The sequence below is a fragment of the Streptomyces sp. NPDC048606 genome, from assembly GCF_040650855.1.
Lineage (GTDB): Bacteria > Actinomycetota > Actinomycetes > Streptomycetales > Streptomycetaceae > Streptomyces.
In genome coordinates, this window is sequence record NZ_JBEZIB010000034.1 from 31,023 (window position 1) to 50,766 (window position 19,744).

20 protein-coding genes are annotated in these 19,744 nt (G+C 71.1%); 10 read left to right on the forward strand and 10 right to left on the reverse strand.

The annotated features are described in order from the left end of the window. Positions 1 to 72 precede the first annotated feature (72 nt). The 5 genes from AB0D01_RS30380 to AB0D01_RS30400 all read right to left on the reverse strand — a co-directional run bounded on the left by AB0D01_RS30380 (position 73) and on the right by AB0D01_RS30400 (position 3,684). Positions 73 to 1,188, reverse strand: a complete 1,116-nt coding sequence (locus AB0D01_RS30380; protein ID WP_363060843.1) for a DUF475 domain-containing protein — start codon at positions 1,186 to 1,188, stop codon at positions 73 to 75. 25 nt (positions 1,189 to 1,213) lie between these two features. Next, positions 1,214 to 1,789: a TerD family protein gene (locus tag AB0D01_RS30385; protein ID WP_363060845.1), complete on the reverse strand. Its 576-nt coding sequence runs from the start codon at positions 1,787 to 1,789 to the stop codon at positions 1,214 to 1,216. Between the two features lie 121 nt (positions 1,790 to 1,910). Then, on the reverse strand, positions 1,911 to 2,486 hold the full coding sequence (locus AB0D01_RS30390; protein WP_266788238.1) for a TerD family protein: 576 nt from the start codon (positions 2,484 to 2,486) through the stop codon (positions 1,911 to 1,913). A 150-nt stretch (positions 2,487 to 2,636) separates the two neighbouring features. Next, complete coding sequence (locus AB0D01_RS30395) at positions 2,637 to 3,095, reverse strand: peroxiredoxin (RefSeq protein WP_363060847.1); 459 nt, start codon at positions 3,093 to 3,095, stop codon at positions 2,637 to 2,639. Between the two features lie 166 nt (positions 3,096 to 3,261). After that, entirely contained in the window at positions 3,262 to 3,684 is a 423-nt protein-coding gene (locus AB0D01_RS30400) for a DUF3052 domain-containing protein (RefSeq protein ID WP_363060849.1), read from the reverse strand. Positions 3,685 to 4,121: 437 nt separating this feature from the next. Between AB0D01_RS30400 and aceE the strand changes: the two genes are divergently transcribed. Both aceE and AB0D01_RS30410 read left to right on the forward strand, forming a co-directional pair. Beyond that, a complete protein-coding gene (gene aceE, locus AB0D01_RS30405) occupies positions 4,122 to 6,854 on the forward strand; it encodes a pyruvate dehydrogenase (acetyl-transferring), homodimeric type (protein ID WP_363060851.1) in 2,733 nt (910 codons plus the stop codon). A gap of 117 nt (positions 6,855 to 6,971) precedes the next feature. Beyond that, positions 6,972 to 7,772, forward strand: a complete 801-nt coding sequence (locus tag AB0D01_RS30410) for a potassium channel family protein (RefSeq protein WP_363060853.1) — start codon at positions 6,972 to 6,974, stop codon at positions 7,770 to 7,772. Here AB0D01_RS30410 and AB0D01_RS30415 read toward each other — a convergent pair. Together AB0D01_RS30415 and AB0D01_RS30420 are read right to left on the reverse strand one after the other, a co-directional pair. Then, positions 7,753 to 8,145 carry a peptidase inhibitor family I36 protein gene (locus AB0D01_RS30415; protein WP_363060855.1) on the reverse strand — a complete coding sequence of 131 codons (393 nt, stop codon included), beginning with the start codon at positions 8,143 to 8,145 and terminating at the stop codon, positions 7,753 to 7,755. The genes AB0D01_RS30410 and AB0D01_RS30415 overlap by 20 nt on opposite strands. A 202-nt stretch (positions 8,146 to 8,347) precedes the next feature. After that, positions 8,348 to 9,940 carry an MFS transporter gene (locus AB0D01_RS30420; RefSeq protein ID WP_363060857.1) on the reverse strand — a complete coding sequence of 531 codons (1,593 nt, stop codon included), beginning with the start codon at positions 9,938 to 9,940 and terminating at the stop codon, positions 8,348 to 8,350. Between the two features lie 117 nt (positions 9,941 to 10,057). Between AB0D01_RS30420 and AB0D01_RS30425 the strand changes: the two genes are divergently transcribed. From AB0D01_RS30425 to AB0D01_RS30435, 3 genes are all read left to right on the forward strand, one after another. Further along, the gene (locus tag AB0D01_RS30425) at positions 10,058 to 10,729 is read left to right on the forward strand and encodes a TetR family transcriptional regulator (RefSeq protein WP_363060859.1); all 672 of its coding nucleotides are present in this window, start codon (positions 10,058 to 10,060) and stop codon (positions 10,727 to 10,729) included. A gap of 211 nt (positions 10,730 to 10,940) precedes the next feature. Further along, the gene (locus tag AB0D01_RS30430; RefSeq protein ID WP_363060964.1) at positions 10,941 to 12,083 is read left to right on the forward strand and encodes an alpha/beta hydrolase; all 1,143 of its coding nucleotides are present in this window, start codon (positions 10,941 to 10,943) and stop codon (positions 12,081 to 12,083) included. 97 nt (positions 12,084 to 12,180) lie between these two features. Continuing rightward, entirely contained in the window at positions 12,181 to 12,909 is a 729-nt protein-coding gene (locus AB0D01_RS30435; RefSeq protein WP_363060861.1) for a DUF4429 domain-containing protein, read from the forward strand. A gap of 61 nt (positions 12,910 to 12,970) precedes the next feature. Here AB0D01_RS30435 and AB0D01_RS30440 read toward each other — a convergent pair whose 3' ends face one another. Beyond that, on the reverse strand, positions 12,971 to 14,056 hold the full coding sequence (locus AB0D01_RS30440) for an aldo/keto reductase (RefSeq protein ID WP_363060863.1): 1,086 nt from the start codon (positions 14,054 to 14,056) through the stop codon (positions 12,971 to 12,973). Further along, the gene (locus AB0D01_RS30445) at positions 14,056 to 14,454 is read right to left on the reverse strand and encodes a MerR family transcriptional regulator (protein ID WP_363060865.1); all 399 of its coding nucleotides are present in this window, start codon (positions 14,452 to 14,454) and stop codon (positions 14,056 to 14,058) included. Before AB0D01_RS30445 ends, AB0D01_RS30440 begins: the two co-directional genes overlap by 1 nt. Before the next feature lie 79 nt (positions 14,455 to 14,533). Between AB0D01_RS30445 and AB0D01_RS30450 the strand changes: the two genes are divergently transcribed. Beyond that, positions 14,534 to 15,355: a serine hydrolase domain-containing protein gene (locus AB0D01_RS30450; protein ID WP_363060966.1), complete on the forward strand. Its 822-nt coding sequence runs from the start codon at positions 14,534 to 14,536 to the stop codon at positions 15,353 to 15,355. Between the two features lie 50 nt (positions 15,356 to 15,405). Here AB0D01_RS30450 and AB0D01_RS30455 read toward each other — a convergent pair whose 3' ends face one another. Further along, positions 15,406 to 16,068, reverse strand: a complete 663-nt coding sequence (locus AB0D01_RS30455; protein WP_363060867.1) for a pirin family protein — start codon at positions 16,066 to 16,068, stop codon at positions 15,406 to 15,408. Positions 16,069 to 16,149: 81 nt separating this feature from the next. Here AB0D01_RS30455 and AB0D01_RS30460 point away from each other — a divergent pair, with 81 nt between their 5' ends. The 4 genes from AB0D01_RS30460 to AB0D01_RS30475 all read left to right on the forward strand — a co-directional run bounded on the left by AB0D01_RS30460 (position 16,150) and on the right by AB0D01_RS30475 (position 19,702). Continuing rightward, entirely contained in the window at positions 16,150 to 17,367 is a 1,218-nt protein-coding gene (locus tag AB0D01_RS30460; RefSeq protein WP_363060869.1) for a helix-turn-helix domain-containing protein, read from the forward strand. 89 nt (positions 17,368 to 17,456) lie between these two features. Next, entirely contained in the window at positions 17,457 to 18,374 is a 918-nt protein-coding gene (locus tag AB0D01_RS30465; RefSeq protein ID WP_363060871.1) for an ACP S-malonyltransferase, read from the forward strand. Positions 18,375 to 18,393: 19 nt separating this feature from the next. Then, positions 18,394 to 19,398, forward strand: a complete 1,005-nt coding sequence (locus AB0D01_RS30470; RefSeq protein ID WP_363060872.1) for a ketoacyl-ACP synthase III — start codon at positions 18,394 to 18,396, stop codon at positions 19,396 to 19,398. Positions 19,399 to 19,453: 55 nt separating this feature from the next. Continuing rightward, positions 19,454 to 19,702, forward strand: coding sequence for an acyl carrier protein (locus tag AB0D01_RS30475; RefSeq protein ID WP_030227178.1), 249 nt, complete (start codon positions 19,454 to 19,456; stop codon positions 19,700 to 19,702). The last annotated feature ends 42 nt before the right edge of the window (positions 19,703 to 19,744 follow it).

Below are 19,744 nucleotides of genomic sequence, written 5' to 3' on the forward strand. Positions count from 1 at the left end.
AACGGGGCGGCCCGCAGGTCCGTGGACCACTGGGCCGCCCCGCATCCAGAGCGTTCCGCATTACCGGCGAGGTCATGCCTCGGCGGCGGAACCCTCCAGTTCCATGCGCTTGTTGCGTCGCACCGAGGACCAGAAGGACCAGGCGATGAGGATGACGCCGATGCTGCCGGTGATGACCTCGGGGATCTCGTACTGGATGGTGACCAGCAGGAGCACCGCGAGGGCGCCGATCGCGTAGTGGGCGCCGTGCTCCAGGTAGACGTAGTCGTCCAGGGTGCCCTCGCGGACGAGGTAGACCGTCAGCGAACGGACGTACATGGCACCGATGCCGAGGCCCAGGGCCATGAGCACGATGTCGTTGGTGACGGCGAAGGCGCCGATGACCCCGTCGAAGGAGAAGGAGGCGTCGAGGACTTCGAGGTAGAGGAACATGAAGAAGGCGGCCTTGCCGGCCATGGCGACGGCCGTGACGGGCTTGCCGCTCTTCTTGGCCGCTTCCTCCGCCTCGTGCTCGGCTTCCTCCTCTTCCTCCAGCTTGTTCTCGAAGTAGCCGGAGAGGCCGCCGACGATCATGTACGTGATCAGGCCGAGGACGCCGGACATCAGGACGGTCTGCGCCTTGTCGACGTGCATGCCGCCGTGCTGGTGGGCGTTGGCGCCGACGGTCATGGAGGCCACGACCAGGACGATCAGCGCGATGCACGCGGAGAGCATGTCGACCTTGCCGAGCTTGGCGAGCGGGCGCTCCAGCCAGGCGAGCCACTTGATGTCACGGTCCTCGAAGATGAAGTCGAGGAAGATCATCAGCAGGAACATGCCGCCGAAGGCGGCGATGGACGGGTGGGCGTCCGTCACGAGCTGCTGGTACATCTCCTTGTCGGTCATCGCGAGATCGATGGCCTCGATGGGCCCGATCTTGGCACTGACGGCCACGATGACGACGGGGAAGACCAGGCGCATGCCGAACACGGCGATGAGCACACCGATCGTGAGGAAGATCTTCTGCCAGAAGGCATTCATCTTCTTCAGGATTCCGGCGTTGACCACCGCGTTGTCGAAGGACAGCGAGATTTCGAGGATCGACAGGATCGCCACGATCCCAAAAGCGGTCCACCCCCCGTAGAACACCGCTGCGACCAGACCGAGCGCAGTGACTGCGAACGACCAGCCGAAGGTTTTGAGAACCACTGGCACCCCATCGTCTTGTACGGCTTTACGAAACGTTGACCCCGAAGTCTAGAGCGATGCCCCTGAGGCCCGACGCGTACCCCTGTCCTACGGCACGGAACTTCCATTCGCCGCCGTAGCGGTAGACCTCACCGAAGATCATCGCGGTCTCGCTGGAGGCGTCCTCGGTGAGGTCGTAGCGGGCCAGTTCCTGGTCGTCCGCCATGTTGACCACGCGGATGAAGGCGTTGCTCACCTGGCCGAAGCTCTGCCGGCGGGAATCCGCCTCGTGGATCGAGACCGGGAAAACGATCTTGTCCACGCGCTCGGGCACCTTGGTGAGGTCGATGATGATCGACTCGTCGTCGCCGTCACCCTCGCCGGTGAGGTTGTCCCCGGTGTGTTCGACGGAGCCCTCGGGGCTCTTGAGGTTGTTGTAGAAGATGAAGTACGCGTCCCCGAGCACACGGCCGCTGTTGCACAGCAGCGCGCTCGCGTCGAGGTCGAAGTCCGCCCCCGTGGTCGAGCGCGCGTCCCATCCGAGACCGATCAGAACCCGGGTGAGGTTCGGTGCGGCCTTGGACAGGGAGACGTTGCCCCCCTTGGCGAGTGTGACGCCCATGATGTGGTCCTCCCCGGACGACGTGGTGGTGATGGCGGAGCCACCGTGCCCATGGTGGCAAAGCCGGTCCGGCGCCGTACACACAGTGCACGGCGCCGGACGGACGGACTGCTCTTCGGACTCAGACGTTGACGCCGAAGTCCTGCGCGATGCCGCGCAGACCCGAGGCGTACCCCTGGCCGATCGCGCGGAACTTCCACTCCGCGCCGTTGCGGTACAGCTCGCCGAAGACCATGGCGGTCTCGGTCGAGGCGTCCTCGGAGAGGTCGTAGCGGGCCAGCTCGGTGTTGTCGGCCTGGTTCACGACGCGGATGTAGGCGTTGCGGACCTGGCCGAAGCTCTGCTGGCGGCTCTCGGCCTCGTAGATCGAGACGGGGAAGACGATCTTGGCGACATCGCCCGGCACGCCGGCGAGGTTGACCTTGATGGCCTCGTCGTCGCCCTCGCCCTCACCGGTGGTGTTGTCACCGGTGTGCTCGACCGAGCCGTCGGGGCTCTTCAGGTTGTTGAAGAACACGAAGTTCGCGTCGCTGGCGACCTTGCCCTGGTCGTTGGTCAGGATCGCGCTGGCGTCGAGGTCGAAGTCGACACCGGTGGTGGTGCGAGCGTCCCAGCCCAGACCGACGATGACCGCCGTCAGGTTAGGCGCGGCCTTGGTCAGCGAGACGTTGCCGCCCTTGCTGAGGCTGACTCCCACGGGTCCTCCATTGGTATGTGTGTGGGGCGGGGCCCCGTCGTGCGATTGCTACAGGATCAACGGTTCGATCCTAGTGACGGGTTCCCGCCTTCAGGCGGTTTTCGGACGGAGCGGCCCGCGCGGAGGCGCCGGTCCCCCCGTCCGGGATGATCAGAGGCTGTCGAGGGCCTTGATGTACTCGTTCAGGTCACGCGCGTCGGGCAGCCCGTTGACGACGGTCCAGCGCACGACGCCGTCCTTGTCGATGACGAAGGTGCCGCGCACCGCGCAGCCCTTCTCCTCGTCGAAGACGCCGTAGGCGCGGGAGGTCTCGCCGTGCGGCCAGAAGTCGGACAGCAGCGGGTAGTCCAGGCCCTCCTGCTCGGCGAAGACGCGCAGCGTCGGCACGGAGTCGTTGGAGACGGCGAGGAGCTGGACGTCGTCGTTCTGGAAGCGGGGGAGCTGGTCGCGCAGCTCGCACAGCTCGCCGGTGCAGACGCCGGTGAAGGCGAACGGGTAGAAGAGCAGCACGACGGCCTTCTCCCCCCGGAAGTCGGAGAGCCGCACGGTCGCGCCGTGGTTGTCCTTGAGCTCGAAGTCCGGGGCCTTGCTACCGACCTCGATCGCCATCTGTCGCGTCCCTTCGTCCTTGGATCGCCCCGCACTGGGGCCGTTCGAGTGAAGCCCAGCCTAGGGCTTCGACCCCGCGGTCGGCGGGGGTGGAACGAACACACCCCGCCGACCGCGGGGATTCCGGGTCGGCGGGGTGTGTCTCCGCTTGGCTGCGGGGCGCGGCTCAGCGCTTCTTGGCGGTCTTCGGCTTGGTCAGCTTGGTGGAGGTCCACTCCTTGCCGACCGGCAGGCCCTTCGCCAGCGAGAGGCCGGCCGTGGTGGAGGCCTCGCTGATGTCGCTGGCCTCGACGTAGCCGTCACGGCCCGTCTTGGGGGTCAGCAGCAGGATCAGTGCGCCGTCCTCGACCAGCTCGGTCGCGTCGACCAGGGCGTCCGTCAGGTCGCCGTCCTCGTCGCGGAACCACAGCAGCACCGCGTCGGCGACGTCGTCGTAGTCCTCGTCGGCAAGCTCACTGACGAGGCTCTCGACAGTTTCACGGAAATCCTGATCGACGTCCTCGTCGTAGCCGATCTCCTGGACCACCTGTTCGGACTGGAAACCCAGCCGGGCGGCCAGGCTCTCCGCGTGGTCCGCGGTCGCGCTCACGGGGTGCCTCCTGCTCATGTTCGGTGAATGTCTTTCGGCGGCGCGCGTACGCGCAGCATTGGGCGTAGTCCACACGGGCGCGGCGGATCGCGCAAGTACCCGGCCGTCGGGACCGCCGAAACGGTGACGATTACGGCCGTCTCGCCGCAACTTTCAGGCTTCCCCGGCCCACCGCTGGTGATTCATCCCACACGATTCCGACTCATTCGACATCGCATGAGGACTTTCCTACCTGTTTGAGGGACGAACGGCCTTACGAACCCCCTGATCGACTTGAGCGTAAGGTTGCGGTTTGACCAGGCGCGCGACCCGGCCCGCCGGCCGCTCCTTCTCCGCTCCAGGTGTTACCCAGTGGTAGAGGTGAAGATTTCGGCCGGGCGTAAGACCATGGGAGGCGGCGACCCAAGGCACGACTCCCCCGACAGCGAAGGAACAGCGTGGCTTCCGCATCCGATCGCAATCCGATCATCATTGGCGGCCTGCCGAGTCAGGTCCCGGACTTCGATCCGGAGGAGACGCAGGAGTGGCTCGACTCCCTGGACGCCGCCGTCGACGAGCGGGGCCGTGAACGGGCCCGCTACCTGATGCTGCGACTGATCGAGCGGGCCCGCGAGAAGCGCGTGGCCGTGCCGGAGATGCGCAGCACGGACTACGTCAACACGATCGCCACCAAGGACGAGCCGTTCTTCCCCGGCAACGAGGAGATCGAGCGCAAGGTCCTGAACGCCACCCGTTGGAACGCCGCGGTGATGGTCTCGCGGGCCCAGCGTCCGGGCATCGGCGTCGGCGGTCACATCGCGACCTTCGCCTCCTCCGCCTCCCTCTACGACGTGGGCTTCAACCACTTCTTCCGGGGCAAGGACGAGGGCGACGGCGGCGACCAGATCTTCTTCCAGGGTCACGCCTCCCCCGGCATCTACGCCCGCGCCTACCTCCTGGACCGGCTCTCCGAGCAGCAGCTCGACGCGTTCCGGCAGGAGAAGTCGAAGGCCCCGTACGGTCTGTCCAGCTACCCGCACCCGCGGTTGATGCCGGACTTCTGGGAGTTCCCGACGGTCTCGATGGGTCTGGGTCCCCTGGGGGCGATCTACCAGGCGCGGATGAACCGGTACATGGAGGCCCGCGGGATCGCGGACACCTCCAAGTCCCACGTGTGGGCCTACCTCGGCGACGGCGAGATGGACGAGCCGGAGTCGCTGGGCCAGCTGTCGATCGCCGCCCGCGAGGGGCTCGACAACCTCACCTTCGTCGTGAACTGCAACCTCCAGCGCCTCGACGGCCCGGTGCGCGGCAACGGCAAGATCATCCAGGAGCTGGAGTCGCAGTTCCGGGGCGCCGGCTGGAACGTCATCAAGCTGATCTGGGACCGTTCCTGGGACCCGCTGCTCGCGCAGGACCGCGACGGCATCCTGGTCAACCGGATGAACTCGACGCCGGACGGGCAGTTCCAGACGTACGCCACCGAGACGGGCGCGTACATCCGCGAGCACTTCTTCGGCGACGACCAGCGGCTGCGGGCGATGGTCGAGAACATGAGCGACCAGCAGCTGCTGCACCTGGGGCGCGGCGGCCACGACCACAAGAAGATCTACGCGGCCTACGCGGCGGCCAAGGCCCACAAGGGCCAGCCGACGGTGATCCTCGCGCAGACGGTCAAGGGCTGGACGCTCGGCCCGAACTTCGAGGGCCGCAACGCGACGCACCAGATGAAGAAGCTGACGGTCGACGACCTCAAGCGCTTCCGCGACCGCCTGCACATCCCGGTGACGGACGCCCAGCTGGAGAACGGCGCCCCGCCGTACTACCACCCGGGTCCGAACTCGCCCGAGATCCAGTACATGCACGACCGGCGCAGCGCGCTGGGCGGTTACGTACCGACGCGCGTGGTGCGCGCCAAGCCGCTCCAGCTGCCGGACGACAAGGCCTACGCGTCCGCGAAGAAGGGCTCCGGTCAGCAGTCGATCGCCACGACGATGGCGTTCGTCCGCGTCCTGAAGGACCTGATGCGGGACAAGGAGATCGGCAAGCGGTTCGTGCTGATCGCGCCGGACGAGTACCGCACGTTCGGCATGGACGCGTTCTTCCCGAGCGCCAAGATCTACAACCCGTTGGGGCAGCAGTACGAGGCGGTCGACCGCGACCTCCTGCTCGCGTACAAGGAGTCCCCGACCGGCCAGATGCTGCACGACGGCATCTCGGAGGCCGGTTGCACGGCCTCGCTGATCGCGGCGGGTTCGGCGTACGCGACGCACGGCGAGCCGCTGATCCCGGTCTACGTCTTCTACTCGATGTTCGGTTTCCAGCGCACCGGTGACCAGTTCTGGCAGATGGCCGACCAGCTGGCGCGCGGTTTCGTGCTGGGCGCGACCGCGGGCCGGACCACCCTCACGGGTGAGGGCCTTCAGCACGCCGACGGTCACTCCCAGCTGCTGGCGTCGACGAACCCGGGCTGCGTGGCGTACGACCCCGCCTACGGGTACGAGATCGCGCACATCGTCAAGGACGGTCTGCGGCGGATGTACGGCCCCGACGCGGAGGACGTCTTCTACTACCTGACGGTCTACAACGAGCCGATCCAGCACCCGGCCGAGCCGGCCGACGTGGACGTGGACGGCATCCTCAAGGGCATCCACCGGGTGGCGCGGGGCGAGTCGGGAGCGATCCCGGCGCAGATCCTGGCGTCCGGCGTGGGCGTGCCGTGGGCCCTGGAGGCGCAGCGGATCCTGGCGGCCGAGTGGAACGTCCGGGCGGACGTCTGGTCGGCGACCTCCTGGAACGAGCTGCGGCGCGATGCCATCGAGGTGGAGGAGCACAACCTGCTCCACCCCGAGGAGGAGCAGCGCGTGCCGTACGTGACGCGGAAGCTGTCCGGTGCCGAGGGGCCGTTCGTGGCGGTCTCGGACTGGATGCGCGCGGTGCCGGACCAGATCTCACGCTGGGTGCCGGGTTCGTACACCTCGCTGGGCGCGGACGGTTTCGGTTTCGCGGACACGCGGGGCGCGGCGCGGCGCTACTTCCACATCGACGCCCAGTCGGTGGTCCTGGCGACGCTGACCGAGCTGGCCCGCGAGGGCAAGGTCGACCGGTCGGTGCTCAAGCAGGCGGTGGACCGCTACCGGCTGCTGGACGTGAGCGCGGCCGACCCGGGCGCCGCCGGCGGCGACGCGTAGCGACGGCGCAGGCCGTGGCGGTGGCGAAGGCCGCCGCGACGGCGGTGGGCACGGTCGTGTGAGGGGTGTCGGGACGCGGGTCCCGGCGCCCCTCGCGCGTTCCCTACGATGCCTGGCATGAAGGAACCCTCACGCCAGGCCCGGTGGGAGCGCCGTACGCAGGTCCCGCTGCTGGTGCTCGCCGGGGCCTTCGCCCTCGCCTACGCGGTGCCCATCGTCGTACCCGACGCGGACGCGGGGGTGCTGCGGGCCTGTACGTACGCGGAGTGGGTGGTGTGGGCCGCCTTCGCCGCCGACTACCTGGTCAGGCTGGGCCTGGCGACGGACCGGCGGGTGTTCGTGCGTACGCACTGGCTGGACCTGGCCGCGGTGGTGCTGCCGCTCGTGCAGCCGCTGCGGTTGCTGCGACTGGTGGCGACGCTGTTGCTGGTGGGTCGGCGGGCCCGGATGGCGCCGCAGATCCGGCTGACGACGTACGTGGCCGGGGCGGTGGTCGGGCTGCTGATGTTCGGCTCCCTGGCCGTGCTGAGCGTGGAGCGGGACGCCCCGGACGGCAACATCAAGAACCTGGGCGACGCGGTGTGGTGGTCCTTCACCACCATGACGACGGTCGGGTACGGGGACCACTCCCCCACCACGGGACTGGGACGGGTCCTCGCGGTCGGGCTGATGCTGTCGGGGATCGCGCTGCTGGGTGTGGTGACCGCCAACATCGCCGCCTGGTTCATCGCCCGTTTCGAACGGGACGACCAGGCGGAACGGCTCCAGTTGGCGGCCATCCGCGAGCTCCAGGGCGAGGTACGGGCGCTGCGCGCCGAGGTGGCCCGGCTCGGCGCCGACCCCGCCCCGGTGCCGGACCAGGGCGGCGGCGCGGCCGGCGACGGCCGCGCTCAGGCCGTCACCGCTCCCACACCTTGAAGGCCCTGACCTGGTAGGGCGACTGGGGCAGCCAGACGCCGTCGCCGGGGTAGGTCTGGAACTCGCCGGTCTCCTGGCACTCGGCGGACTGGTACGTGGTCACCGGGCGCCCGGTGCGGTTGGTGAGGGACTGCGCGCTGGTCCCGGCGGGCAGGGCGGTGCAGCTGTTGATGTCGAGGGTGCTCAGCTCGTGGGTGTGGCGGGTCCCCTTGAAGTCGGCCTTGGCCCACAGGCACAGCTGTCCGGTGGCGCAGGCCCCCAGGGGCGGCGGCCCCGCGGCGTGCGCGCCGCCGGCGGCGCCCGGGACGAGCGCGGCGGCGGCCAGCAGGACGGCGGCGAGGGTGGTGACGGGTGCGGTGCTCCACGTACGCATGACGGAATCGACTCCTCGTTGACAAGCGGCCCCCGGACGGTCTCCGAAGGCTCCGTGGCACCACGCTGACCTGCGTGAACGGTCGGGCGGAAGGGGGTGCGGGCGGGTCCACCCTGATAGGCGACGGCCCCGCCGGAACCGTTCGGCGGGGCTGTCGTGGGGTGCGGGTTGACCGGGGCGTGACCCCTCGGCGGGCCGGTCGTCAGAGGTGGGCGGCGCCCGCTCCGGCGGCGGCGTTCGCGCCGCGCTTGGTGAAGCAGGCGACGACCGCGGCGAGGACGGCGACGCCGCCGGCGACGGTGAAGGCCGTGCTCATGCCGGAGACGAAGGTGTCGTGGGCGACGCCGGCGATGGCGCGGGCGACCGGCTCGGGCGTGCCGGGCGGCACGGGGGCGTAGCCGACCTGGGCCGCCTTCTCGGCGAGGTCGAGCTGTTCGGGGGCGAGCGGGGGCAGCTGCGCGGCCTGCCACTTGTCCCCGAACGTGTCACCGACCCGGGCCGCCATGACCGCTCCGAGGACGGCGGTGCCGAGGCTGCCGCCGACCTGCATGGCGGCCTGCTGGAGTCCGCCGGCGACGCCGGAGAGCTCCAGCGGGGCGTTGCCGACGATGACCTCGGTGGCGCCGACCATGACGGGGGCGAGGCCGAGGCCCATGAGGGCGAACCAGAGCGACATGGTGAGGGTGCCGGTGTCGGGGGTGAGCGCGGCCATCCCGAAGCACGCGGCGGCGGTGGCGACCATGCCGGCGACGAGCGGGACGCGCGGGCCGACCTTGCTGATCGCCACGCCGGCCAGCGGCGATCCGATGATCATCATGCCGGTGAGCGGGAGCAGGTGCAGGCCGCTGTCGACGGGGCTCATGCCGTGGACGTTCTGCAGGTAGAAGGTGACGAAGAACAGGCCGCCCATGAAGGCGAAGGCCATCAGGACCATGAGCACGGTGCCGGCGGACAGCGGCAGCGAGCGGAACATGCCCAGCGGGATGAGCGGTTCGGCGACCTTGGTCTCCCACAGGGCGAAGAGCAGGAAGCACAGGACGGAGGCCCCGAGGAAGAGCAGGGTCTTCGGGTCGCCCCAGCCCCACTCGGCGGCCTTGATGAGCGCCCAGACGACGGAGAACATCGCGGCCGACAGGAGCAGGACGCCCAGCAGGTCGAAGGAGCGCGGGGCGCCGGCGGCGCGGTGGTCGAGCAGGATGAACAGGCCGAAGAGCAGCGCGACGATGCCGACGGGCACGTTGATGAAGAAGACGGACTGCCAGCTGACGTGCTCGACGAGCAGACCGCCGACGATGGGCCCGGCCGCGGTCGAGGCGCCGATGACCATGCCCCAGATGCCGATGGCCATGTTGAGCTTCTCGGCGGGGAAGGTGGCGCGCAGCAGGCCGAGGGCGGCCGGCATCAGCAGGGCGCCGAAGACGCCCTGGGCGACGCGGAAGCCGATGACCAGGCCGACGCCGGTGGACAGGCCGATCGCGGCGGAGGAGAGCGCGAAGCCGGCGATGCCTATGAGGAAGGTCTGTCGGTGGCCGAAGCGGTCGCCGAGCTTCCCGGCGGTGATCAGGGAGACCGCGAGGGCCAGCAGGTAGCCGTTGGTGATCCACTGCACTTCGGCGAGGCTGGCGCCGAGGTCCTGCTGGATCGCGGGGTTGGCGACGGCGACGATCGTGCCGTCGAGGGTGACCATCATGACCCCGATCGCCACGGCGAAGAGGGTCAGCCAGGGGTGACCGCGCAGTCCGGACCGCGCCGGCGGTGCGCTCGGTTCCTTGGCGAGGGTGATCTGACTCGTCATGCGATCAGGCTAGTGACAGTGACTGACACTTCACAAACGGCTCAGCGTGACAGTCGCTGTCAGGTCCGTCACAGGTACCCTGACCGCTCACTCCGTGTCAGGAAGGACCCTTCGGTGATGACCGAACCGCGGCCGGCGCCAGGCGCCCCGGCGGCCGGGCTCCGCGAACGCAAGAAGCGCCGCACCCGCGACGCCCTCCTGCGCTCCGCCCTCCTCCTCTTCGTCTCCCAGGGCTACGAACAGACCACCGTCGACGAGATCACCGACGCGGTCGAGGTCTCCCAGCGCACCTTCTTCCGCTACTTCGCGAACAAGGAGGAGGTGGCCTTCGCCGTCCAGGACCTGGTCGAGTCGCACTTCCTCGCCGCCCTGCGGGCCCGACCCGCCGCCGAGAGCCCCTTCCAGGCCATGCGCGGAGCGGTGCTCGACGCCTGGGACACCGTCGACCAGGCCATTTCCGACGTGGTGCCGGTGGATCTCTACATGCGGGCCTACCGGCTGATCGAGTCCACCCCGGCCCTCCTCGCCGTCCACCTGCGGCGCTCGGCCCAACTGGAGGAGCAGGTCTCCCGGCTGATCGCCGCCCGCGAGGGACTCGACCTGGATTCCGATCCGCGCCCCCGGGTGGCCGTCGCCGCGTTCTGCGGCGTGATGCGCGTCACGGGCCGGCTCTGGGGTCAGGGCGAGGACACCAGCGTGGCCGCGATCCGCCGGATGACCGAGACCTACCTCGACCGGATCGCCCCGGCACTGGCCGACCACTGGCGCCCCGCCCCCGACCGGAACTGACCACCCGTCACCCGAGCCGCCACGCAGCGTGACGAAAAGGGGTGCGGGTCCCACGGTCGGCCGTGAGCCCTGTCACCCCGCACGCCACGGCCTCCGGTGGTCTCCTAGGCTGGCTCCAGTGAACCTGCCCGGCCACCCCGCCCCCACCCGCCACGAGGCCCCCGCGCGCCCCGCCGCCCTGCGCGCCCTGCTGGCGCTCGCGGTCGTCTTCATGATGCTCGCGACGACCGGCTGGACGGCCGTGCACCGCCCCGAGGCCGGGCCGGCGCCCCGCGCCGCCGCGCTCGCCGCGTGGGCCACGGCGCACGTCGACGGCCGGGCCGTCCCCGCCGCCGACGCGCCCGTACGCACGGTGGCCCGCTTCTTCTCCGAGCTCGACGGCCACCAGCGGGCCCGGCTCGCCGTCACCTACCCGCTCGTCGTCGGCAACCTCGACGGAGTCCCCGCCACCACCCGCTACCGGGCCAACCGCACCTCGCTCCAGAGCGCCCGCCTGGTGGAGCTGGCCCGCGCCAAGGACGTCGCCCTCACCCCCGCCGACCGGGCCACGGCCCTGCGCCGCGCGCACCGCTTCGCGTCCCTCGCCGAGGCCGACCGTCAGATCCTCGTCTTCGATCCCACCGGCGGCGGACTCGTCGCCGAGGTCTTCGGCGACCTCGACACGGCCCGCCGCGTCTCCGTGATCGTCCCCGGTGTGGACACCGACGCCCTCACCTTCGAACGCAGCAGCCGCCGCCTGACGGCCCCCGCCGGCATGGCCGAATCCCTCTACGACGCCGAGCGCGCCGCCGCCCCCGCCGAACGCACCGCCGTCGTCGCCTGGGCCGGCTACACCGCGCCCACCGGCGTCGGCGTCGACGCCGCCACCGGCCGACTCGCCGTCCAGGGCGCCGTACGCCTGGCCTCCATGGCCGCGGCGCTGCCCGGGGACGCGAGCGTGGCCCTCTTCTGCCACAGCTACGGATCGGTGGTGTGCGGGGTCGCCGCCGACCGCCTCCCGCGCCGGGTCACCGACCTGGTCGTCGCGGGCAGCCCCGGCATGCGGGCCGACAACGTCGCCGCCCTGCACACCTCGGCGCGGGTCTGGGCGATGCGGGACGAGGGCGACTGGATCGCCGACGTACCGCACCTGGAACTCGGCGGGCTCGGCCACGGCGTCGACCCGGTGTCGCGGGAGTTCGGCGCACGCCTGCCGGCCTCGACCGGGGCCAAGAGCCACACCGGCTATTTCGAGCCGGGCACCGCCTCCCTCGACAACTTCGCCCGGATCGGAACCGGCGCGTTCTCTTCCGTCACCTGCGCCGACGACACCGCGGACTGCCGACGCGAAATCTCCGCCGACGAAGACCGCTGACGGGTGCCCTCCCCGGGTGACACGCGTAGCGTCCGGAAAAATCCTGCTGCGCGAGGAGGGGGGACGCGCGGGGGCGCGTCCCTTTACGATGTGCCGCATGGGTGACGTACTGGCCGGAAACCATGCGGTCTGGGAGCTCGACTCGGACTCGGTGCTCATCCGCTTCGTACGGGGGATCCGCGCGCCACGGCTGTGGAACGCGCTGGGGACACGACGCATCCCCCTGGAAGCGCTGTCCGAGGTGACCGTGAGCACGGGCGCGGGCCGCCGGGACGCGGTGGTGCTGCGCGCCGCGCCCCGCCCCGGCGCCGATCCGCTGATGGAGGCTGCCGCCGGACAGCTGAAGGAGGTCTGCGACCCCTATCGGCTGGTCCTGCCCGCGGAGCGCGCGCCACAGGCAGCGGCCTTCGCCGACGCGCTGCGCGCCCGTCTGGGGCCCGCCGCGGGCGAGCCGGCGGACCGTTTCCTCGTGGAGGTCCCCCCGCCGCCGGTGCAGCTGAAGGCCTACGACGCCCGGGTGACCTTCGACGGCACGACGATCACCTTCCACTGGTCCCGTACGGGCGCCACCGGCACCAAGTGGAAGGCGGGCGACCAGCGTTGCCCGCTGTCGACCCTCTCCGACGTCGAGTGGGTCTCCCCCGACGGCCCCGACGGCGGCCACCTGCGCCTCCTGCTGCGGGACACCGACCCCGACCCCCGGCCCGACCACGACCTCGCCTCGGCCGTCTTCGCCACCGGCGCCGGAGCCGTCCACCAGTCCCTGCCGTTCGCCGCGTCCGTCCTGGCCGCCCTCAAGGGCTCGGTCCGCCTCCACGGGGCCTGACGGCCCCACCCGGGCGGACGGGCGGACGGGCGGACGGGCGGACGGGCGGACGGGCAGGCCCCTACCGGGCCGTGTCCTCGCGCGCCGCCGAGGTGAACGTCATGTCCGGGTAGCGGTCCCCCGCCACCCGCGCGGCCACCGGCTCCAGCAGGGCCAGCTCCGCTTCCGTCAGAGTGATCCGCGTCGCGGCCGCGTTCTCCACGACCCGGCCCGGCCTGCGGGTGCCGGGGATCGGGACCACCGTCAGGCCGTGCACGGACGCCCGCTGCTGCACCCAGGCCAGCGCGATCTGCGCGGGCGTCGCCCCGTGCGCCGCCGCGACCTCGCGCACCGGGGCCAGCAGGGCGGCGTTCGCCCGGGCGTTGTCCCCCGTGAAGCGGGGCTGCGCCGCCCGGAAGTCACCGGGCCCGAGCTCCGCGGCCGCGTCCGCGAACGCCCCCGCGAGGAAACCCCGACCCAGCGGCGAGTACGGCACGAAGGCCACGCCCAGCTCCGCCGCCGCGCCCACCGCGCTGCGCTCCACGTCCCGGCTGAACAGCGACCACTCGGACTGGAGCGCCGCGATCGGGTGCACCGCGTGGGCCTCGCGCAGTTCGGCGCCGGTGACCTCGCTCAGCCCCAGGTGGCGCACCTTGCCCTCCCGCACCAGCTCGGCCATCGCCCCCACCGACTCGGCGAGCGGCACCGCCGGGTCGCGCCGGTGCATGTAGTAGAGGTCGATCACCTCCACCCCCAAGCGGCGCAGACTGGCCTCGACGGCCCGCCGGACGTAGGCGGGGTCGTTGCGGATCCCCCGGTGGGTCGGGTCGTCCGCGCGCCGCTCCAGGGCGAACTTCGTCGCCAGGGTGATCCCGTCGCGGTGCGCGGCCACGAAGGGGGCGAGGAACTCCTCGTTCGCCCCGCTGCCGTAGGCGTCCGCCGTGTCGAAGAGGGTGACGCCCGCTTCGAGCGCCGCGTCCAGGGTGGCGCGCGCCGCCGCCTCGTCGGTCTCCCCGTAGAACTCGCTCATGCCCATGCAGCCGAGGCCCTGGACGCCGACGACCGGTCCGCCCGCGCCGAGTTCGACCCGCGCGAGGGGAGCCCCGGGGCCGTTGGCCGCGCTCTGCGCCTGCTGCGCCTGCTGCGTCTCTCGCGTCTTTCGCGTCATCACTGCGCCTTCCCCGTGGCCGTCCTCCCGGATGCCCCGGAGTACGTGCCGATCTTGAAGTCCAGTACGCCGAGCGCGTCCGTCAGCTCCGCGATCCGCGCCCGCACCTCGCGGCGCGTGCGCTCCAGCAGTTCCCGACGCTCGGCGAAGGTGTGCTCGCCCTCACGGACCAGTTCCGCGTAGCGGACCATGTCCGCCACCGACATCCCGGTCGCGCGCAGCTTCCCGACGAACTCCAGCCAGCGCAGGTCCCTGTCGCTGAAGCGGCGCTGCCCCGAGTGGGAGCGGTCCACGTGCGGCATCAGGCCGATCCGCTCGTACCAGCGCAGGGTGTGCTGGGTCAGACCGGTTCGGGCCTCGACCTCGCTGATCGTGTACCGGGTGTCCGTGAGGCTCATGGGCTCCACGCTAAAACCTTTGAGTGCACTCCAAGCAAGTAGGCTCGGCCGCATGGAGAGCCTGGAACCCGTGAACAGCATGGCAAGCCTGCGGACCGTCGAGACCTGGCCGGTGCCGACCGCCGCCGTGGCCGTCGTCCGCGCGGACGGGAGCCTGGCCGGCGCGCACGGCCCCGTCGACCACCGCTTCGCGCTCGCCTCGGTCACCAAGCCGCTCGCCGCGTACGCGGTCCTCGTCGCGTACGAGGAGGGGGCCGTCGAGCTGGACGAGCCGGCCGGACCGGAGGGGTCGACGGTCCGTCACCTCCTCGCGCACACCAGCGGCCTGGCCTTCGACGAGCACCGCGTGACGGCCCCGCCCGGACAGCGCCGGCTGTACTCCAACGCCGGTTTCGAGGCCCTGGGCGACCACCTCGCCAAGGCCACCGGCATCCCCTTCGCCGAATACCTCCACCAGGCCGTCTTCGAGCCGCTGGGCATGACCTCCTCCACCCTGGAGGGCTCCCCCGCCAAGGACGGCGTGTCGACCGTCTCCGACCTGGTGCGCTTCGCCGCCGAGCTCCAGGCGCCCCGCCTGCTCGACGTCCGGACCGTCGCCGAGGCCACCTCCGTGGTCCAGGGCGGCCTCAAGGGCGTCCTGCCCGGCTACGGGCACCAGTCCCCCAACGACTGGGGCCTGGGCCTGGAGATCCGCGACGGGAAGTCCCCGCACTGGACGGGCCTGACCTCCTCGCCGCGCACCTTCGGGCACTTCGGCCAGGCCGGCACCTTCCTGTGGGTGGACCCGGACGTCCGCGCCGCGTGCGTGGCCCTGACCGACCGGCCCTTCGGCCCCTGGGCGGTGGAGGCCTGGACCCCCTTCACCGACGCCGTCCTCGCGGAACTGCGCGCCGCCGCGTAGGCCCCCGGGACCCGCCGGGCCCCGCGCCCCGACCCGCCGCCGGCGGCCGGCTACGCGGGGAGTTCCCAGATCAGCAGCTCTCCCGGGGACCCGGCGGTGATCTCCAGGCCGTCGCCCTCGCCGGTGATCCGCACCGCGTCCCCGGGCCCGAGCTCGACCCCGTCCAGCCTGAGGTCCCCGCGCACCACGTGCACGTAGACCCGCTCGGCGCGCGGTACGGGGATCCGCTCGCCCGCCCCCGGACGCCGCACCCGCAGCACCGCGCTGGCCGCCGGGACCTCGTAGGGGGAGCCGTCCGCGAGGTCCCGTACGACCTCGTACGTGGGCTCCCCGCCGGCCGTCAGGGGCGCCAGCCAGGTCTGCACGAACCGCAGGGGCACCCCGGCGTCGTTGCGCTCGACGTGCCGGGCCCCCGATCCCGAGCCGAGCCGCTGGACGTCGCCGGGGCCGACCCGGCCGGTGTGTCCCGTGGTGCTGTCGCGGTGGGTGAGCTCGCCCTCGATCACCCAGGTCACGATCTCGGTGTGGCTGTGCGGGTGCTCGTCGAAGCCGGCGCCGGGGGCGAGCAGCTCCTCGTTGCAGGCCAGCACCGGCCCGAAGCGGATGTTGTCCGGGTCGTAGAACGACCCGAAGGAGAAGGCGTGTCGGGTGGTGATCCCGGCGTCCCGGTCCCCTCCCTCGTAGCGGTCGGCGGCGCGGCGTACGTCAATCATGGTGGTCACGGTAGCCCGCGGCGACGGGGCCGGCGGGAGACCCGCGTCCGCGCCGGGGCGCCGATAAGGCAGTCTTGTCCCGTGCCCCAACCCGAACGCGAGCATTCCCACGAGACCGGCGTCCGTCCCGCGCATCCGGCCCACCCCCACGCCGCGACGCTGCGCCGGCTGGAGAAGTCCTCCGGCCGGCTCGCCGCCAACGCCATCGCGCGCATGGACGAGAACCTGTCGTGGTACCGGGCCATGCCACCGGAGAACCGGTCCTGGATCGGCCTGGTCGCCCAGGCCGGCATCGCCGCGTTCACGGAGTGGTTCCGCCACCCCGACACGCCTCAGGCGATCTCCACGGACGTCTTCGGGACGGCGCCGCGGGAACTGACCCGGGCGATCACCCTGCGCCAGACCGTCGAGATGGTGCGCACCACGATCGAGGTGATGGAGGCCGCGATCGACGAGGTGGCGGCCCCGGGCGACGAGTCGATCCTGCGCGAGGCGCTGCTGGTGTACGCCCGGGAGATCGCCTTCGCGACCGCCCAGGTGTACGCCCAGGCGGCCGAGGCGCGCGGGGCGTGGGACGCCCGTCTGGAGTCCCTCGTCGTCAACGCGGTGCTGTCGGGCGAGGCGGACGAGGGCGCCCTGTCGCGGGCCGCGGCCCTCGGCTGGAACGCGCCGGATCACGTGTGCGTGGTGCTGGGCACCGCCCCGGACGGGGACAGCGAGCTGACGGTGGAGGCGATCCGCCGCGCGGCACGCCACCACAAGCTCCAGGTCCTGACCGGTGTGCTCGGCGACCGTCTGGTCGTCATCGCGGGCGGCAGCGACAACCCGATGCAGGTCGCGAAGTCCCTGATCGGCCCGTTCGCGGCCGGTCCGGTGGTGGCGGGCCCGGTCGTCCCCGACCTGTTGAACGCGACGAAGTCGGCGCAGGCGGCGGCCGCCGGCCTGAAGGCGTGCACGGCCTGGCAGGACGCGCCCCGGCCGGTGTTGGCGGACGATCTCCTGCCCGAACGCGCGATCGCCTCGGATCCCTCTGCCAGGGAACAGTTGGTGGAGGAGATCTACAGACCGCTGGAGGAAGCGGGCTCGGCGCTCCTGGAGACGCTGAGTGTCTATCTGGAGCAGGCGAGCAGCCTGGAGGGGGCCGCGCGGATGCTGTTCGTGCACCCCAACACGGTGCGCTACCGGCTCCGACGTGTGACCGACGTCACCGGCTGGTCACCCTCCGATGTTCGTTCGGCGTTCACGCTGCGGATCGCCCTGATCCTGGGGCGCCTGGCCGACGGAGATCCGCAGTCCTAGACTTTTGTCGGACATCAACAATTACCCCGACGGTTCTTCGTCCCTGTCGTCACGGGCGGCGGAGACCACCCACAAGAGAGAGTGTGAGGGTGCTCGTACTCGTCGCTCCAGGCCAAGGCGCTCAGACGCCCGGCTTCCTGACTCCCTGGCTCGAACTCCCCGGCGCCGCCGAACGCGTCGCGGGGTGGTCCGACGCCATCGGGCTCGACCTTGCCCACTACGGCACGAAGGCCGACGCGGACGAGATCCGCGACACGGCGGTGGCCCAGCCGCTGCTGGTCGCGGCCGGTCTGCTGTCCGCCGCCGCGCTGGGTCCGCGTACGGCCTTCGGGGCCGTCTCGGGCCACAGCGTCGGTGAGATCACCGCCGCCGCGTACGCCGGCGTGCTGACCGAGGACGAAGCGCTGTCGTTCGTCCGTACCCGCGGTCTGGGCATGGCCGAGGCCGCCGCCGTCACCGAGACGGGCATGGCCGCCGTCCTCGGTGGCGACCAGGACGTGGTGGTCGCGCACCTGGAGAAGCTGGGGCTGACCCCGGCCAACATCAACGGCGCGGGCCAGATCGTGGCCGCCGGCACCGCGGAGCAGATCGCCGCTCTGGAGGCCGACAAGCCCGAGGGCTCCATGAAGGTCGTCGCCCTCAAGGTCGCGGGCGCCTTCCACACGCACCACATGGCCCCGGCCGTCGCCACCCTGGAGGAGGCCGCACGCGCCCTCTCCCCGGCCGACCCGGCGCTGAAGTACGTCTCGAACAAGGACGGTCAGGTCGTCACCTCGGGCGCCGATGTCGTCGCCCGTCTGGTGGGTCAGGTCGCCAACCCGGTCCGTTGGGACCTGTGCATGGAGACCTTCGCCGCGTCGGGCGTCACCGGGCTGATCGAGCTCTCCCCCGGCGGGACGCTGCAGGGTCTGGCACGGCGCGCGCTCAAGGGCGTGCCCAACGTGGCTCTGAAGACCCCGGACGATCTCGACAAGGCCGCGGCGCTCATCGCCGAGCAGTCGGCCTGAGAGAAGGAGCCCACACAGCATGTCCAAGATCAAGCCGGCCAAGGGCTCCCCGTACGCCCGCATCCTCGGTGTCGGCGGTTACCGCCCGACCCGGGTGGTGCCCAACGAGGTCATCCTGGAGACGATCGACTCGTCCGACGAGTGGATCCGTTCCCGTTCCGGCATCGCCACCCGGCACTGGGCCTCGCCCCAGGAGACGGTCGCGGCGATGTCCGTGGAGGCTTCCGGCAAGGCGCTCGCCGACGCCGGGATCTCCCCCGAGCAGATCGGTGCGGTGATCGTCTCGACGGTCTCGCACTTCAAGCAGACCCCGGCCGTCGCGACGGAGATCGCGCACCGGATCGGCGCGCTCAAGCCCGCCGCGTTCGACATCTCCGCGGGCTGCGCCGGTTTCGGCTACGGCCTGACGCTCGCCAAGGGCATGGTCGTCGAGGGGTCGGCGCAGTACGTCCTCGTCATCGGTGTCGAGCGGCTGTCGGACCTGACCGACCTGGAGGACCGCGCGACGGCCTTCCTGTTCGGCGACGGCGCGGGCGCCGTCGTGGTGGGTCCCTCGGACGAGCCGGCCATCGGCCCCACGGTGTGGGGTTCGGAGGGCGACAAGTCGGAGACCATCAAGCAGACCGTGCCGTGGGACGCCTACCTCGGCAAGGACTCCGGCGAGAAGTTCCCGGCCATCACGCAGGAGGGTCAGGCGGTCTTCCGCTGGGCCGTCTTCGAGATGGCCAAGGTGGCCCAGCAGGCGCTCGACGCCGCCGGGATCACCGCGGAAGACCTGGACGTCTTCATCCCGCACCAGGCCAACATGCGGATCATCGACTCGATGGTGAAGACCCTCAAACTGCCGGAGCACGTCACGGTCGCCCGTGACGTGGAGACCACCGGCAACACGTCGGCCGCCTCGATTCCGCTCGCGATGGAGCGGCTTCTGGCGACCGGAGCGGCGAAGAGCGGCGACACCGCGCTCGTCATCGGCTTCGGGGCGGGGCTCGTCTACGCCGCGACGGTCGTTACCCTCCCCTAGGGCCGGGAGCAGTTCCCGCCCCGTTCCACCCAGTCAGCTAGAGAAGGAGCGCCACATGGCCGCCACCCAGGAAGAGATCGTCGAAGGTCTCGCGGAGATCGTCAACGAGATCGCCGGCATCCCGGTCGAGGACGTCGAGATCGGCAAGTCCTTCACCGACGACCTGGACGTCGACTCGCTGTCCATGGTCGAGGTCGTCGTCGCCGCCGAAGAGCGCTTCGACGTCAAGATCCCGGACGAGGACGTCAAGAACCTCAAGACGGTCGGCGACGCCGCGGACTACATCCTGAAGCACCAGGCCTGAGCCTGACGAGCGTTTGTCGCCACCTGGCGGTGGCGCCGTGAC